The organism is Luteibacter sahnii, assembly GCF_034063545.1.
Taxonomy (GTDB): Bacteria; Pseudomonadota; Gammaproteobacteria; order Xanthomonadales; family Rhodanobacteraceae; genus Luteibacter; species Luteibacter sahnii.
The window spans coordinates 428,037-441,616 of sequence record NZ_JAQLOK010000001.1 but is presented as its reverse complement, the minus strand read 5'-3'; the positions used below and the strand labels follow the sequence as shown (position 1 = coordinate 441,616).

At 61.3% G+C, this 13,580-nt stretch carries 15 protein-coding genes and 2 pseudogenes; 6 read left to right on the top strand and 11 right to left on the bottom strand.

The annotated features are described in order from the left end of the window. Positions 1–368: 368 nt before the first annotated feature. The 3 genes from PI246_RS02075 to PI246_RS02065 all read right to left on the bottom strand — a co-directional run bounded on the left by PI246_RS02075 (position 369) and on the right by PI246_RS02065 (position 2,175). Positions 369–677, bottom strand: coding sequence for a YciI family protein (locus PI246_RS02075; protein ID WP_320549623.1), 309 nt, complete (start codon positions 675–677; stop codon positions 369–371). A 17-nt stretch (positions 678–694) separates the two neighbouring features. Further along, complete coding sequence (locus PI246_RS02070) at positions 695–1,318, bottom strand: FMN-dependent NADH-azoreductase (RefSeq protein ID WP_320549622.1); 624 nt, start codon at positions 1,316–1,318, stop codon at positions 695–697. An 86-nt stretch (positions 1,319–1,404) separates the two neighbouring features. After that, complete coding sequence (locus tag PI246_RS02065) at positions 1,405–2,175, bottom strand: alpha/beta fold hydrolase (RefSeq protein ID WP_320549621.1); 771 nt, start codon at positions 2,173–2,175, stop codon at positions 1,405–1,407. A gap of 109 nt (positions 2,176–2,284) precedes the next feature. Here PI246_RS02065 and PI246_RS02060 point away from each other — a divergent pair, with 109 nt between their 5' ends. Continuing rightward, positions 2,285–3,223, top strand: a complete 939-nt coding sequence (locus tag PI246_RS02060) for a LysR family transcriptional regulator (protein ID WP_320549620.1) — start codon at positions 2,285–2,287, stop codon at positions 3,221–3,223. Positions 3,224–3,778: 555 nt separating this feature from the next. Here the strand turns inward: PI246_RS02060 and PI246_RS02055 are convergent. The 3 genes from PI246_RS02055 to PI246_RS02050 are packed head-to-tail and all read right to left on the bottom strand — an operon-like array spanning position 3,779 to position 4,948. Next, complete coding sequence (locus PI246_RS02055) at positions 3,779–4,135, bottom strand: hypothetical protein (protein ID WP_320549619.1); 357 nt, start codon at positions 4,133–4,135, stop codon at positions 3,779–3,781. After that, a complete protein-coding gene (locus tag PI246_RS18540; protein ID WP_407069764.1) occupies positions 4,045–4,587 on the bottom strand; it encodes an HAAS signaling domain-containing protein in 543 nt (180 codons plus the stop codon). Before PI246_RS18540 ends, PI246_RS02055 begins: the two co-directional genes overlap by 91 nt. Beyond that, entirely contained in the window at positions 4,574–4,948 is a 375-nt protein-coding gene (locus PI246_RS02050; protein WP_320549618.1) for a PadR family transcriptional regulator, read from the bottom strand. The genes PI246_RS18540 and PI246_RS02050 overlap by 14 nt, the downstream gene beginning before the upstream one ends. A 276-nt stretch (positions 4,949–5,224) precedes the next feature. On the opposite strand from PI246_RS02050, the pseudogene PI246_RS18450 reads away from it, so the two are divergent. Next, positions 5,225–5,530, top strand: a pseudogene (locus tag PI246_RS18450) (Wadjet anti-phage system protein JetD domain-containing protein); the annotation flags it as partial. 206 nt (positions 5,531–5,736) lie between these two features. Further along, on the top strand, positions 5,737–6,462 hold the full coding sequence (locus PI246_RS02045; protein WP_320549617.1) for a hypothetical protein: 726 nt from the start codon (positions 5,737–5,739) through the stop codon (positions 6,460–6,462). A gap of 266 nt (positions 6,463–6,728) precedes the next feature. Here the strand turns inward: PI246_RS02045 and PI246_RS02040 are convergent, their stop codons facing one another. Beyond that, on the bottom strand, positions 6,729–7,421 hold the full coding sequence (locus tag PI246_RS02040) for a GNAT family N-acetyltransferase (protein WP_320549616.1): 693 nt from the start codon (positions 7,419–7,421) through the stop codon (positions 6,729–6,731). Positions 7,422–7,970: 549 nt separating this feature from the next. Continuing rightward, positions 7,971–8,753, bottom strand: a complete 783-nt coding sequence (locus PI246_RS02035; RefSeq protein WP_320549615.1) for an alpha/beta fold hydrolase — start codon at positions 8,751–8,753, stop codon at positions 7,971–7,973. 112 nt (positions 8,754–8,865) lie between these two features. On the opposite strand from PI246_RS02035, the gene PI246_RS02030 reads away from it, so the two are divergent. Continuing rightward, positions 8,866–9,771 carry a LysR family transcriptional regulator gene (locus PI246_RS02030; RefSeq protein WP_320549614.1) on the top strand — a complete coding sequence of 302 codons (906 nt, stop codon included), beginning with the start codon at positions 8,866–8,868 and terminating at the stop codon, positions 9,769–9,771. Positions 9,772–10,123: 352 nt separating this feature from the next. On the opposite strand, the gene PI246_RS02025 is transcribed toward PI246_RS02030, so the two are convergent. After that, on the bottom strand, positions 10,124–10,696 hold the full coding sequence (locus PI246_RS02025; RefSeq protein ID WP_320549613.1) for a TetR/AcrR family transcriptional regulator: 573 nt from the start codon (positions 10,694–10,696) through the stop codon (positions 10,124–10,126). A 77-nt stretch (positions 10,697–10,773) separates the two neighbouring features. Here PI246_RS02025 and PI246_RS02020 point away from each other — a divergent pair, with 77 nt between their 5' ends. Then, positions 10,774–11,523 carry an SDR family NAD(P)-dependent oxidoreductase gene (locus PI246_RS02020; protein ID WP_320550236.1) on the top strand — a complete coding sequence of 250 codons (750 nt, stop codon included), beginning with the start codon at positions 10,774–10,776 and terminating at the stop codon, positions 11,521–11,523. Positions 11,524–11,889: 366 nt separating this feature from the next. Here the strand turns inward: PI246_RS02020 and PI246_RS02015 are convergent, their stop codons facing one another. Both PI246_RS02015 and PI246_RS02010 read right to left on the bottom strand, forming a co-directional pair. After that, positions 11,890–12,189, bottom strand: coding sequence for a hypothetical protein (locus PI246_RS02015; RefSeq protein ID WP_320549612.1), 300 nt, complete (start codon positions 12,187–12,189; stop codon positions 11,890–11,892). Between the two features lie 268 nt (positions 12,190–12,457). Next, complete coding sequence (locus PI246_RS02010; protein WP_320549611.1) at positions 12,458–12,970, bottom strand: RHS repeat-associated core domain-containing protein; 513 nt, start codon at positions 12,968–12,970, stop codon at positions 12,458–12,460. Between PI246_RS02010 and PI246_RS02005 the strand changes: the two are divergent. After that, positions 12,881–13,501 (top strand): annotated as a pseudogene (locus PI246_RS02005) (LysR family transcriptional regulator); the annotation flags it as partial. The gene PI246_RS02010 and the pseudogene PI246_RS02005 overlap by 90 nt on opposite strands. Positions 13,502–13,580 lie beyond the last annotated feature (79 nt).

Sequence of the window (13,580 nt, the reverse complement as noted above, 5' to 3'; positions counted from 1 at the left end):
CTTTGGCATTGGGACGGCACCACGATAGGCGGATTTAGGACCAGTGAACTAGCGGCAGTGAAAAACTCATTCGCTTGACCGCACGGTGATTGCCAGGATGGCATGGCTCCGTCAAGACTCCCCTGCCCCGATCACGCTACGCCGATGACGATTCAACAAGGACGTCGAAGCATTCGTAGCGTCTTCAGGATTCCTGCTCACTTCGTCGTTCCGCAATCGACAAATATCTAAACACCTTGCGATTAGCTCTGTTTTTATTAGAAGTGGATGGATTTTCCGGTGTTTTCAGCTATCCACTCGTAACGAGAACAGAGCCTTGCGATTGATTTTGCTTCGGAGCTCGCGGACACACCCGGTTGCAAGCGCCACTACACGGCCTTGGCATCGACGGCCCACGCCGCCGGAAACATATTGGCACGCAGCGCAGGCGAAAACGGCTGCACGTGGAAGTCGGCCACGCCGTGCACATAAAACGGATCGGCCACCAGTGCCGCATCCAGTGTTGACCGATTTTCGGCGTGAGCCAGAATCAGCCCACCCAAGCCTGTATCGATCGGCCCGGCCGCCAGAACGCGGCCAGCGCGGACCTGCTCGACCAGCCAACTGCGATGCGCGTCCAGATGGCCGTCGACTTCGACCTTTGGCCGACTGTATGTCAAGGTAACGATATAGAGCATGGTGTTCTCCTTATGGGTCAGTGAGAGGCAAGAAAACAGTCCGCGTCGATGGCCGCATGGGCGTCACAGATCGATTGTGCGCGCAGTTCGTCGCCACGACTTAACTGCTCCGCCCGCACAAACGTCACATCAATGATGCCGAGAAAACCGAACATGGCTTTCAAGTACGCTTCCTGAAAGTCCATCGCAGCCGCCGGTCCCGCGGAATACATCCCGCCGCGCGTGGAAGCGACGATCACCCGTTTTCCTGCCGCCAGGCCGACGGGGCCTTGGGCGGTGTACTGAAACGTTTTTCCCGGCTGTGCGATGCGATCGATCCATGCCTTGAGTTGGGTGGACACAGAGAAGTTGTACATCGGCGCGCCAATCACGATCAGGTCGCTGGCGAGAAACTCGTCGACCAATGATCGGGAGCGTTCGTGCTCTGCGTGCGTCACGCTATCGGCATCGTTGCCGGCCACCGGACGAAACCCCGCAGCGATCGCGCCGTCCAGGTGTGGCACCGGATCAGCGACGAGATCGCGATAGACCACCACGATGCCTGGATGGCGAAGACGTGCCGTATCGACCACCGCCGCGCTAAGGGCGCGCGAGACCGATGCGTCCCTTAGGATGCTGGAATCCAGATGAAGCAGTTGCATGGTGAAGTCTCCGAGAATAATTGACAGGAGGGGATGCGTCGGCGCGACCGACGACGATTGGCAACCAAGGGGCGACAGAGGCTCCGTCAGCGCGATACCGCGTTCGCCGCCTTTTCGATGAGTTTCACCACGGCCATCGGATGAGATACGGGCGAAAGATGGCTCGACGCCACCGAGGATGTCTGCGCATGGATACGCTCTGCGATGGCCCGCTGCACGTTCGAGGGCAACGCCCCGTCGCCTACCGTGACGAGATACCAGGCCGGCTTGTCTCGCCACGCCGCATGAGACACCGAGTCATCGAATGCACTGGCTGCGATCGGGGGCGCCACGGAGGCCAAATGTTCGACTCGACCTTTCGGCAAGTCGCCCGCCATCGTCCGTCGATAGGCATCCGGGTCGGTGAGCCAGAGTAAGCCGTCGCTGTCCGGCGTCATGCCGGTCATCGGTGCATCCAGACGTTTGAGCAACGTCGCTACCGACTCGCCACTGTCAGGAACCAGGGCGGACAGGTAGACGATGGCTTTCACGTTGGCGGCGTTTCCTGCTTCGGTGACGACAGCGCCACCCCAAGAATGCCCGACCAGCACCACGTCGCCGCCCTGTCGGGCAAGTACCCGCTGCGTAGCCGCCACATCATCGGCCAACGAGGTCAGCGGATTTTGTACAGCGGTGACCCGATAGCCATCCCGCTGCAGTCCGGAGATCACTGTTGACCAACTCGATCCGTCGGTGAACGCACCATGGACCAGGACGACATCGCGGACCGGTGGGGTCGCATGGACCGCCCAGCTCAGGAACGACGCCCCGGCCGCAAGAACCCGCTTGAGCCAGGGATGTGCAGTACGAAGATGCATGGATGCTACTTCCAGGACGGCGTTGGCGCACATCGTAGGTGGCCCCTATTGACTTATAAATCACTCCGAAATACACAGACTGTCTATCATTGGCATACAGTGAGCATCCATGGCCGACTGGGGAAATCTCAAGCGTCTCGGGTATTTTGCCGCCGTCGTGGAATGTGGGTCGTTCACCGCTGCCGCGGAACGCCTGGGGATCACGAAGGCCGTGGTGAGCCAGCAGGTCGCCCGGCTGGAGGCGGAGTTCCGCACGGCCTTGTTGTTCCGGACGACACGGACCGTGCGCCCCACCGAAGCCGGGCTGGCGTTTTACCGGCGCTGCGCGGCGATCCTTCGTGATGCAGAAGACGCCTTCGGCGAACTCTCCGAAACAGCGAGCGAGCCTTCGGGTGAACTGCGGCTCACAGCTCCGTTGGACTACGGCATCGGCGTGGTCGTACCGGCCATCGCGACCTTCATGCAGAGATATCCTCAGTGCAAGGTCGACGCGGTACTCAGCGACCAGACACTGGACATGATGGCACGCAACATCGAGCTGGCCGTGCGCGTGGGCTGGATCACCGATACGCAATTACAAGCTCGTCGCATCGGTACGTTCCATCAGTGGCTGGTGGCGGCGCCACACTGGCAAGCGGACGTTGATCGTCTTGATGGCCCGGAAGACGTCGCGCGGCTTCCTTTCGTCGCCAATACCATCCTTCGTGAGCCCTTGCGCTGGCGGTTTTCGCGAAGCGACGGTGAGGCGCGGGAGGTTGACCTGCCGGCCTCACTATTGCTTGACGCGACACTACCGGTGCGTCAGGCGGTTCTGATGGGGGTGGGGCTCTCAGTGTTGCCCGATTACGCCATTGCGGACGACGTGGCGGCCGGGCGGCTGATTCGCGTTCTGCCGACATGGGGCCTGCCTTCGGGCGGCATCCACGTCGTTTTCCCCACGGCACGCTTTCGACCACCGAAGGTGCGTGCGTTCGTCGACCTGCTAGCCGAGCAAGCGACACGCCCGTTTGGGCACTTCGCCTTGCCGCCTTCTGAGCAGGCACGTTGAGCTTGCCCCGGTCCAATGGACACGCAAGTTACGGGATAGCAGCTTCGGTCGCCACAGGCGATCGATAGCCGTTGGCGGCTAGACACTCAGCGATGTATTCGCTTGTCCGAACACCCGGCCGGCGTCTGGCGTGTGCGTACCTCGGGAGGGCTGGACCTTTGGGCGACGGCGCGCTGCTGCCCTCGCCGCACACCTGTTGAGTACAGTCCATCACGGCGCGACCGCTACGGTATAGCTGCCGGTGGCGTAGCCGGTGCTGGGCGCCGGCACCGGCGTGATGTCCAAGGCCAGCGTCGCAGCAACCTGCTGCTGGACCACGCCGATCTACCTGACGTCGTCCGCGGAGCGGGCGTGTGGCATGTCACAACCACAACCTCCATCTACGTGGGCAATTCTTCGCCTAGTCTGACGAGCGAGGGGAACGCATGGACGCGGATGTGGTGTGGCGGTCCAAATCGATGGTGTCTCACGCGCACCCGCTTGGCTCAACGTTTGACCAACGCCGACCCAGCTTCTCAGTGAAGCGTCACGAGCCGGCCTTTTTGACTGCGAGCGTCAGAGGGCGTCAGGCACGAACTTCGCCAGACACTCGTGCTTGGCCCGCTTGGCCTTGGGAATCGGCGCCGCAGCGGTGATCCCGTACGGATCGTCCGTACGCTGGTCCAGCGGATCCAGGTAGGCGCCAGCGTGGTAGTCCACGTCGCAGTGCTCGTACTTGTCGCAAATCTTCAATTTTGTGCAGATGACTTTCCCATCCCGCTCGTAGACGTAATAGGTCGCTTCCGAATACGGCAGTCGAGGATATGATTGGGTACGAATGGTTACGGCCGATGGCTCGGCGGCACACGCCGAGCCGGATAGCGCAAGACCAGCCAGGAGAATCCAAGCGGTCCGGTGCGAACGTGGGGGCATGGCAGTGTCCTTGAATAGTAACGCCAAGGGCGGATAGTGCCCCATGCTCGTGATGACGACAAATGAACCGTCCCGGTTAAATCAGGAACAACGTATCTGATTCTACGGAGAGCCATGGCCATAACGCCCAGGCACCCCGCAGCGACCACGCCAACGAACGCCGCCAAACTCCGCGTGATCCGGTGCAACGCGACCTTGCCCATGGCCAGAAGACCTTGATTCGCGAGAGCAGCGTTCAACTCAAAATCATCCAGAAACGCACGGGCATAGCACTCGGGTGGGTCCAATGCCGTAAGCACGTGCTCCTCAATCATGCCTTGGGCGATTCGGTCGCTGATATGCGATTCGATCTCGCACGTGACGTCATCGCGATCCGCGCGAGGGAGCGCGCTGAGTGACCAACGAAGGCGACGTAGCCAAACGCGCGTGGTGACAGCGTTATTCGGATTCATGAGGAACCTTTCTGCGAAGGAATCCGGTGAGTGAATGGCTGATCCTGCTCCACTGCGCCGTGGCTGCCGCGAGTTCGGAATGCCCGTCCTCTGTCAGTTCGTAATATTTCCGCGGCCGGGCCCCCTCCTCCACGATCAGCCACTCCGAGCGCACGGAGCCTGCTTTCTCGAGCCGATGCAAGAGCGGGTAAATGCTGCCCTCGGCAACGTCGAGGCCCGCTTCGTCGTTGAGACGATCGACAATGCTCAATCCATACTGCGGCCCGTCTCGCATGGCACTGAGAACGGCCAGTTCAGCGAGGCCTTTAAGCAGTTGCGAGCGACGCGAGAGGTCCGTGGCTTTGTCGTCAGGGCTTTTCATCTTGCAATGCAAGATATGATCTTACGCATGGTCAGTCAACCGTGACGATGGGCAGGGTGCCGAACCTGTGGAAACGACGAAGACGTCGGCAACCGACCGAAGACACCTCATGCCGCCGTCACCCAAACACACCCATGGCTACCCCTTCGGCCAGGCAGATCGTCGTGATCCCGGGGCGGCCTCAGCACACTCTGCTACGGACGGACCAGGCTGCGCTGAGGCCAGTCCACCGCGTCCGCGCCTAGGTAACCATAGGGTGACGACCTTGCGGGTCTTCGTTGGCCCGTCTCGCATGTGTTCATTGTCGAGAACCTCCAAACCGGTCTGGCGATGCCCGATTTGCCAGGCATTGTCGTCTCCATGGGCCTCGGCTAAAACGTCGATGTGTTGGTCCAGCTACCTTGGCTTGTTCGTGCGAACTGCGTCTACCGGGGTGATTTGGAGACCCACGGATTCGCTATTCTGCATCGAGCTCGTTCATACACTCGCCCATTGCAATCCGTGCTCATGGGCGAAGAAACGCTGTCGCGGCACAAGGCCTTGTGGGTGTATGAGGCGATGCAGCATCGGCAGCTTAACTGACGTTTCTGACAGAGGGGGAGCAGCAATTTTTTATAGGGAACTCTAGCGCCAGCGCTGGGGACAAATATTCGCGTGGAGGAGGATGGGTCCGCCGCACGGACGGCGCTGGAGCAGCTTGGTGTCCGCACCTAGTGGACACATTTTTTTGGTGAGTCGGACAGATGCGAAAAACCCGATACGACCCGGCAAGCGACGACTGGTTAGTAATGACCGTGCTTGGCGCCCTGGTTGCCATTATTGGCTCAGTCGCTCACGAGATGATCGGCCACGGGCTGGGGTGTGCGCTGGATGGCGGAACCATAACCCTTCTGACCTTTCTCGTTTTCAGATGCGACGGGGCGACCTGGATTGCGGACGGTGGAGGCCCCATCGGCGCCTTGTTTGTCGGATGTCTAGCCGTGCTTTTCGTATTCCGGCGTCGGTCGCGAGATCCGCTCGTCAGGCTAGCCCTGTTTACGATCGCGAGCATGCTTCTATTCTGGTTCTTCGCCCAGATGGTTGCGGAGGCGGTTGACGGTAGCGATGACTGGGGCCACGTAGCCAGGGATTTAGACTGGCCAAAGGAATGGCACGTGATGGCGGCTAGCCTGGGTATCGTTGGTTACTGGCTGACATTTCAGGTCATGCGGCGGGCGGCCGCCTCATTGATTGAAGGCCGTCGTATGCGCCTGATCGTTCCCTACCTTGGCGCCGCGCTCTCTGCGCCGGCTCTTGCTGCGTTATGGCACGGCGGCGCTCTTGCTTCGGCCATGGATGGATTTATGACATTTGCCGTTGCACCCTTCGGGCACGTGATGCTTCTTTTCTCCGTGCAGAAAAATGACGTGACGAGCCGTCCCATTCGTCGAAGTTACGCATTCATCGGCGTCGCCCTGGTCATCGTCGCGCTTTTCGCCACCGTGGTGGCCCCTGGCCTTGGTCGCCTTTCATAGCCTCTGCGTAAGCTGTTGTCGGTAACCGTCACGGTGGCCCACGGTCCATCCGCGCCAGGCCATAGATCAACGCTACATCGCAGATCATGCGGTCTGTACAGGGACGTCTTGAGATAGGGGTCAACCACACCGGGGTCGTCGACACCGAGGATGGCTCGTCCAGCAACGCCGCCGCGGAAGCGGTTCGCCACATCACCAGACCCACGTCACCGGATCGCGTGCGGCCACCCAGGCCATGATGCTGCGCCTACCCGGCGTGGGTCGGGTCATGAACGTGTCCAGCTCGGCATGCTCGCGAGCGGTGAACGGGAATCCATCCCCTCCTTGACCCGAACATAGTAGTTATCGAACTCGCCGCTACCGACGTGGACAAAGCCATGGCGAACATAGAAGCGATTCGAATCGCTTTCCTTCAGCGCCCCCACTCGTATCGGCTTCCCCGCCTCGTCGGCTTCCTTGACGATGCGGGAGAGCACCTCTGAACCGATCCCTTTGCCCTGGACGCGCGGTGTTACGTAAAGGTGATCGAGCAACCACTCATCGCCAACGGTCTTGAGAACCACGAAACCCACCAGCATGCCCGACAACTCGATGCGTCGTGTCGCGCTGGCATCGAAGCCGTCCACAAACCGATGGCGAGCACGAACCGGATCGAATCGCCCCAGGCGCTCAAGGCTTTCACGCATGGCCTCGATCCGTATGGACACCAGGCGGTCCAGGTCGTCGGGGGACGCTTGCGTCAAAAGCACATCGGATTTCTTGCTCGCGGCAACAGACATGTCATTTAAGACGCGGGATGGGACATCCATCATAGAGAGCCGTCGAAAGCTAAACCAGCCGGGCTTGGCGACTCGCGACGCGTTGCGCCACCGCATCGTCGCGTGGGCATATCCAAGCAAAAAAACCTCACGGCGGTCGCCCCCATCGGTATGCGTCGATCGGCCACCTGGCGTCTGCACGATCGACGCCTACCCGGGTGCGACGTTTCGTTATCCGTCGATGTGCCGGGGGTTCCGCGCCGGCCCGGCCCGGCGCGGTTGACCCGGCTCATTCTTCACAATCGTGTTGGCGTCATTGACACAGGAAAACACCGGACTGGGCATAGTGAATCGCCCTCACCCCAGGTGCCCGGTTCGATGGTCGTCTTCGATATTCCTCTCCATCCGCCCGACAACCTTTGGCGTGTGGCGTGCCCCGAGGGCGAGAGCTGCACCTTCTCGTCCCGTCATCAGGCGGTCGCTTGCGCAGCAAAGCTTGCCGCGCGATTACGCAACGCCCACGGTGAGGCCTACCTGAGCCTTGAGGGCGAAGACGGCCGATGGAGGCTGTTTACCCCTGAGCTCAAGGCACCGATGACCCATTAGATCAGGGCCGGCGCGGCTCTTGCGCAAGGCGACGGATACCGACAGCCGCCTGCTGGGATGAAGCATGGATGTCGGGGTCGAATTCGCCGTCCTCAGCGGAAGCGTCCGATCCGGGCTTCCACGGCCGCCGGTGGCGCAACCCCATCATCCACCGCAGTGATGGGCAAACCGGTCAATGAGCGCCGAAAGTTCAACGGGCGATTCAAGGGGTGACAAATGTCCGGTGCGGGGCAAAACAGCCTGGTTGGCACCGGGGAGATGGGGAAGGACATGGGACGAAAGCAGCTCGACGGGGTCAACCTTGTCCCACTCACCTGCGACGACGAGCACGGGCACGCTGATGTGCGCGACGCTGCTGCGGATGTCTTCCATCATCGTGGCCATTGGCCAAGCGACCTTTGCTTCTGGCGCACCCCGCAGGCTGTCTTCGACGACCTGGGCGAGGTCAGCATCCGAAAGCGTCTTGCCCGCCAGGACCTGGGCGACCGTTGCGGTTATCGATTCGCGCGTGTCGTAAGCGTGGGCCATCATCTTTCGCTGCTCAAGTGGGAAGATCGACGGCCCCGGAGAACCGGGGGCGACCAGCACGACGCCGGCAAGGCCCACGGGACGACGCGAAGCAAGAAGCTGGGCGATCTTCCCTCCCATGGAGTGACCCACGATCAGGTAGCGCTTGAGCGCCAGCGTGTCGATGATGCCCTGGACATCGTCAGCCAGGGTCTCCACGCTGAAATCACCGCTTCCCGCAGCTGACTCTCCCCACCCGCGCTGGTCGACGGCGACCGTCTGGAAACGGCCGGCGAGGATGCCCGTGACGTGGTGCCAGGTCCGGGACGACCCGCCCCAGTAGTGGAGAAATACAAGGGTCAGCTCTCCATCGCCTTTCACCCGCACGTTCAGTGACACGCCATTGCTCTGGATCTTCATTTTCTGCTCCTTCGACCATGATCGGACGGTGCAGAAAGGATGACGTCGATCGTGGCCGTACGGAATGGACGAAACTGATTGATAATCGATACTCAAAGTACATAATCAGACCATGGATCAACTACTCGCCATCCGGGTGCTGGTGTGCGCCGTCGAAAGCGGCAGCCTCGCCGCAGCAGGGCGCCAGCTTGGCCTGTCGCCCGCCATGGCGGGCCGGCACCTGCGCGCACTGGAGGCGCAGTTGAACGTGCGGCTGCTTCAACGCAGCACCCGAACGCTGACCATGACGGAAGCCGGCCAGCGGTACGTCGAGCGCTGCAAACCCATCCTGGCTGAATTGGAGGACGCTGCCCGGGAGGTCACCGACCGCGACCATGCCCTCCGGGGCACGCTTCGCGTGTCAGCACCCATCACTTTCGGTGCCCGGCGCGTTGGCCCGACGGTCGCCCGCTATCTTGCCGCGCACCCCAGTATGCAAGTCCACCTCGATCTCACGGACCGGCACGTCGACCTGCTGGCTTCGGGCGTTGATTTGGCCATACGCATTGGCGAGTTGTCCGACAACGCGCTCACGGTGCGGCGCGTCGGCACATGCCATATGGTGGCATGTGCCGCCCCAGGCTACCTGCAGGCTCACGGTGTGCCAGCGCAGCCGGCAGATCTACATAGACACGCCTGCCTTGCCTTCAAGGGCGCCGTGTCGCGCGGAGACTGGACCTTCATCGGGCCCGACGGTCACCGACAAACAGGACTGCCGACGGTTCGCATGCAGGCCGACAACATGGACATCCTCCGTACCGCAGCCATCACGAACGGCGGCATTGTGTATGGTCCCGACTTTGCCCTGGCCGATGCCTTGGACGACGGCACACTCGTGAGGGTACTCACCACGTATCGGACGACCTCGCTGCCGATACACGCGATTTTCCCCACCGCGCGCTACATCCCGCGCATGGTGCGCGATTTTGTCGACCGCCTTTCGTCCGACCTGAACGGTGAGTCGAACGGCGCTCGTTGAGCGTAGAGTCCTCCACCCTTCGCACGACAGGCAGGTGCCGAACCCGTGACGGTGACGAAAACGACGGCATCCATCGCAAGCCATCGCAAGCCATCCCATGCCCCGTCATTGCACCAAGCTCAGCGAGGTGCACGGCTGAATCGTCAAGCGGGCGCCGTGATGCCCCGGGTGATACTGATGATTCAAGGGTGTGCGTTACCCATCCGTATCTTTGCGGGATGAAGCCGGGAACAACATCCCGCTCATCGTTTGGCGCCATGACCGCATGCCGCAGCGGTGTCGCGTCGTCGGCGGTCGATAGCACCGCTCCTGGCTTCGCCCCCCCCCCCCCCGCCACGACGGTTGGTGATGTTCAGCGCACGCTGATGCCATTGAGAAACAGGTCGACCAGGTGCGTGACGCGGGACGTCGTCGGGCCGCCCTGCTCCACGGCGAGGCAGATGGCCGTGATCACGCAAAGCAGATCGTCGAACGAAACAGTGCCTGAGACGACCTTTGCCTCCTGTGCGCGCTTCAACAGCCGCTCACCCTCGGCACGTCCCGCCTGGCATCCCGTCGTGTGGCTCTTGAGCACGGTCCCCAGCAGAACGGCGAGTCCTTGGTAATGGCTGGCGTGCATCGCGAGTTCGATCATAAACGTACGCAGGGATGCATCGGGGTCCATCGCGTCATCGCGTGACCGGCTGTTCGCCGCCAGCGCAAGCAACCGCTCGTCGCAAAGCGCTCCGAGCAATGCCTCGCGCGTGGGAAACCGGCGATAGAGCGTGCCGATACCGACCTTCGCGCGCTTGGCGATGTCGTCGAGCGAGGCATCGGCACCACGCTCCAGGAACACCTCGTCCGCCGCCGTGAGGATGCGCTCGCGGTTGCGCGCAGCGTCCGCACGCAGCGGCGTCTCGTCGAGGGTCGGGGAGGGATCGGTCATGGAAGGTCCTGGTTGCAAAGCGGATGATGCCTCCATATATTAAGTGGAGCAAACCTCCATTTAAGGAAAGATCAGTGCTGAACCAACGTTTCGACGGCAAAATCGTGGCCATCACCGGTGGCAGCGAAGGCATTGGCCTGGCGACGGCGAAGGCATTCGTCGCGGAAGGTGCTCGCGTGTACATCACCGGTCGGCGGCAGGACCGGTTGGACGCCGCGCTTGCCACGCTCGGCGAAAGGGCCGTAGGCGTCCAGGGCGACGTGGCCAACGCCGCCGATCTGGACCGCCTTTACGACCGCATCCGCGAGGATCACGGCAGGCTGGACGTGCTCTTCGCGAACGCAGGCACGGCGGACTCCGAGGCGCTTTCGCTGGACGACATCACGGCGCACGACTTCGAGCGCATCTTTGGTGTCAATGTCCGCGGCCTGCTCTTCACCGTCCAGAAGGCCCTGCCCTTGCTCGGTGCGGGCAGCGCGGTGGTGCTCAACGGGTCTGTCGCTGGCAGCAAAGGATTTCCAGGCCAGTCGCTTTACAACGCAACCAAGGCGGCCGTGCGCTCGTTTGCCCGCAGTTGGACAGCCGACCTCAAGGACCGCGGCATCCGCGTCAATGTCGTCGCGCCCGGTGGCACGGAGACGCAGCTGATGCGCGGCTACCTCGACACCCGACCGGGCGCTGAAGACATGTTTAACCAACTCGTGCCGATGGGGCGACTGGGGCGAACGGAAGAGGTCGCGGACGCGGTGCTATTCATCGCATCGAGCCAGGGCAGTTACATCGCCGGCGCCGAACTCGTCGTCGACGGCGGACTCAGCGCTATCTGACCCGAAGTGCTTTGCTGCGGATTGCTTCGCGAGCGACAGGTGATCTATCGCGCCTACCGCGCACGCCCCCGCGCGGAGAGGCGATCGGACGTACGTTCGAACATCACCTGTTCGAGCCTCCACTCGCCCAGCAGGAACACCTTCTGTCCGAACGACCAACGATGGGCAGCCCTGTCCCCGAGATGAGGTCTCATGGCGCCGATATCTATCACATGAGGTGCTTTCTTGCCGGCTGCGAAGTCGTGATCGCGACGCCGCTGATGACGGCTTTGGCCGAGCAAGCTCCTCTTCCACGTGGTGCAATGGATAAGTCATCGGCCGTCCAATGAAGCACACGGTACGTTGGCACGGAAAGTCAAAGGCGACTCAGCGCCAATCGACGAACAAAGCGCCAAGGAGCACAAAAGGCCAAAGCCATAACATCACTCGCGCCGTCCAGATACGCAGCTTAAGCGGCGCAGGGTAACTCGCCTTCGGGAGGTTCATATTAAAAATGATGTGCACAATAGCGAACGAGTTTGTCGGATTCGCGCCGAGGCCCGGCCGCGTCCAACGACCCTTATAAGCATCATCCACGTCCATGACGCGGCCGACCGCTCCGCGTGCAAGAACGTAGTAGATAGCGCCATAAATTACCGCGATAAGTAGGGACTGGGCCGGGGTCATGATGCTTCCTATTGATTTGTAGCCTTATGCTCCTGATCCTGCGGAGCCCGCCACTCCAGCAAATTGATCGAGGGGAAAACTGCTGAAACTCTCCGGCGCCAAATCCTGCTTTGGGTGTCAACTCGAACTTACCACCTGGATCGTATTTGACATCGAGCCCAAGCTTAGCCACTGCCGCGATGTCGGCACCCACACCCCAACTCATCGCCATCTTCCCCGTGATCGGCGTATCTACGATCGGCACTGCGATGGGCGTCTTGGGTTGTGCTTAAACGCTCAATTCCGCCCCCTGAGCGACCGGTAGAAAATTCAGTTCTACTCGCCCTTGCGACAAGTTGTAGTTCAACTCCAGCCCAGGTCCACCAGCCCCTTTAACCTCCGCGACAACATCGAAGTTTTCTCGAAAGTAAGCAATATCATTTGAAGCTTTGAGATAGCTATCAGCACCACAATTTCCTGGCGTACACCACGACTGCTTGCCATCCAGATCAACATATCGCACCGGGTTATTCCGTGCGTAAGCGTACCGATTGAAGTTTTCGAGTTTGCCCGGATCGGGAGCTTTGGGATCGACTCCGTAGAACCGGCCAATGGTCGGGTCGAAGTAACGGGCCTGCATATAGACCAAACCCGTATCGGGGTCGTTCACATGACCGGAATAACCAAATCCCGGGGAGGATAGCCCCAATGTCTGCTCGCCGTAAGGACGATAATCAAGATCCCCGATGGAGATGCCTTTTCGCTCGACCAGCTTCGGGTTTTCATCGCTGCCGCGGATCACGGAAGCTTCTCGGCAGCGGCCCGCGCCTTGGGTAAAACCCAGTCGTTGGTGAGCTATAGCGTCAAGCGCATGGAAGACCAGCTCGGCGTGACGCTTTTCGACAGGAGCGCCTATCGCCCGTCGATCACGGTCGCCGGCAGCACGCTCCTGGCGCGCGCACGTCGTATCTGCAACGAAGTGAATGTCTTTCAGGCGGTGTCCAGAGAGCTGGCAGCGGGAGCGGAAACGGAAGTGCGGTTAGCCGTCGACGCCATGTTTCCCATGTGCGATCTCTATCGGGCCCTGAAAGCGTTCAGGCTCGCCTGGCCCGATGTTTCGCCCCGCGTGATCATGCACAACGCGGGCGGGGCAGCGAGCGAGGTGATGGATCATGAGGCGACCCTGGGACTCCTGGACGGCACGTCGCAGATACATCCGGAACTGGATGTCGTCACCGTCGCGCCCGCGCCCGTCATCGCCGTGGTCTCGGCGCATCATCCGCTGGCGACGATCGCGAAAGAGGTCAGGTCGGAGGATCTGACCGATCACGTCCAGATCGCGCTGTTCGACCCGGACGCACGCGGGGGAGGGAGACGTCGTTGTGTTCGCCCAACATCTGGCACATCAACGA